This is a genomic window from Xanthomonas albilineans, assembly GCF_002939705.1.
In the GTDB taxonomy this organism is placed as follows: Bacteria; Pseudomonadota; Gammaproteobacteria; order Xanthomonadales; family Xanthomonadaceae; genus Xanthomonas_A; species Xanthomonas_A albilineans.
Genome location: NZ_MDCB01000058.1, coordinates 1 through 2,309 on the forward strand (window position 1 = coordinate 1; position 2,309 = coordinate 2,309).

The window sequence follows — 2,309 nt, forward strand, 5'->3', positions numbered from 1 at the left end:
CCGCTTCCACCGCCGCGTTGAGCGCCAGAATATTGGTCTGGAACGCGATGCCATCGATCACGCTGATGATGTCGGCGATCTTCTTCGAGGCCACCTCGATGCCAGTCATGGTCTGCACCACCTGACCGACCACCGCACCACCCTGCGAGGCCACCGACGCGGCGCCGACGGCGAGTTGGTTGGCTTGGCGTGCATTCTCCGCGTTCTGTTTCACCGTGGAGGTCAGCTCTTCCATCGAGGCCGCCGTTTCTTCCAAGCTCGCCGCCTGCTGCTCGGTGCGCTGCGACAAGTCATCGTTACCCGTGGCGATTTCGCTGGCGGCGGCATTGATCGAACCGGCCGACTGCTTGATGCGCCCGACGATGCTGGCCAGTTGCTCGGCCGTGGCATTGGCATCGTCGCGCATCTGCGCGAACACACCATGGAACTCGCCACGCATGCGCGCGGTCAGATCGCCCGCCGCAATCGCCTGCAGCAACGCCGACAACGACTGCAGATTGCCATCGGCGGTGGACATCAGTCGATTAAGGCTCTCCACCATCACCCGGAAGTCATACTGGAAGCGCTCGGCATCCCCGCGCGCGGCGAAGTCGCCATGCGCCGCCGAGTAAGCCAGTTGCTTGATCTGCCCGTTCATCGCCGACAGGTTTGCCTTCACTTCGTCCATGGTCTTGCTCAACACCGCTTCCTCGCCGGGCAGGCGATCCATGTCCTGACTCAGATCGCCGATCGCATAGCGCCCCATGATCTGCGCCAGCTTGGTCTTGACCGCCAGATGCGAGGACACCAGCGCATTGGTCTCGGCCGCCATCCGCCCGTAATCGCCGGGAAACGTCTGCGCATCGATACGGTGACTGACCTCGCCGGCATCGTGGCGCTTGGCCATTTCCAACTGCGCACCGATCAGGCTGCGCAATTGCTGCTGCATGCCATCCATCGCGATCAACAGCCGGCCGGTTTCGTCCTTGGCCGCGGTCCGCACGTCGTTATCCAGCTTGCCCGATGCAATCGCCTCGGCGGCACGGGTCGCGCGATTCAGCGGCATGGTCAGACTGCGCGTGATCAACCACGCCAGCAGACTGCTGACCAGCACCACGAGGGCACCACCGACGATAAGCAGATTACGCCCTCGGTCCATCGACTCGCTCGCCTCAGCATAGGCATCACTACTGCGTTTAGCCTGCAAATCCGCATAGGCGGCAATGGCATCCTGCCACTTCTGCACCACCGGAACGGACTTGGTCATCATCAAATCCAACGCCGCCTCCGGTTTGTAGTTCATGCCCAGATCGATGACGCGGTTATTGACCTCGACTGACATCGCCCGCGTGCGGTCGATCTCCTCCAACGCGGCACGGCTTTGCGCGTCACTGGGAATTTCACTCAACCGCTTGCGCGCTGCGAGATAGCGCGCGCGCTGCTGGCCGATCACTTTGGAGAAACGGATGTTGTCCTCCTGAGAGGTCGGCAACACGATGTTGCGGATATTGATGGCGACGGCCGAACTCGAGTCGAGCATCTCGCTGGATGCACGTATTGCCGCAATGTTGCGATTGACAATACTATCCAACCGCCCACGCGCCTGAAAGAGCGTGATAAGTCCGGCGACGACAAGCGTGCAGGAAAGTAGAATCAGGATGCCGAACGCCGTGGAGAGACGTGTACCGACGTTATAGCGTTGAAGGAAGGCGATCATGAAGGACTCTCACTGATAAGGGGAAGGACGCAATTCATCGCCCAGGAATCGCGTGACATTCCAGCGCCTGAGTGAACTGGACCCGCATCTACATGTAAATGCAAAAATAATGGGCCAAAAAATTTTTATATCTACCAACTATAGGCGAGCCCATTCACGATGCTTGGCCGAGATATCGGCGCCTCTCAGGCAGACTTAATAGGCTGCAGCATGGCCATTTCTTTTTCATTCACAAATATACAAAAATTTATATCGGCGAAGGCACCGAACCGAGTCGGTCGATTTTCGTAAAATTCGGGGGCATGCCTGCTCCGGAAACATCCCGGTATCGCGTTGGCATCGGCACGACACACAACGCCGCAGGCACAGCGCATGCGGCATCCGTTACAACGTGCGGGATGGCACCGCGTGCGGCGCCATCCCTCCACACCGACCTGGCTTAGAACTCCTGCCAATCCTTCTCCACTGCCGCCGCCGGCCGCTCGCGCCGCGGGGCTACCGCCACCGGCTTGACCACCGACGCCACCGACGCCTTGCCCTGCCGTGGCGGCAGCGCCGCAGAGGCATCGAGCTTGAACAACGCCACCGCCTGGCTCAACTCCACCGCCTGCTG

At 60.4% G+C, this 2,309-nt stretch carries 1 protein-coding gene; it reads right to left on the reverse strand.

The features are described 5' to 3' along the window. A partial coding sequence (locus XalbCFBP2523_RS15670; protein WP_104630007.1) for a methyl-accepting chemotaxis protein occupies positions 1 to 1,696 on the reverse strand: 1,696 nt, incomplete at its 3' end. Positions 1,697 to 2,309: the final 613 nt, after the last annotated feature.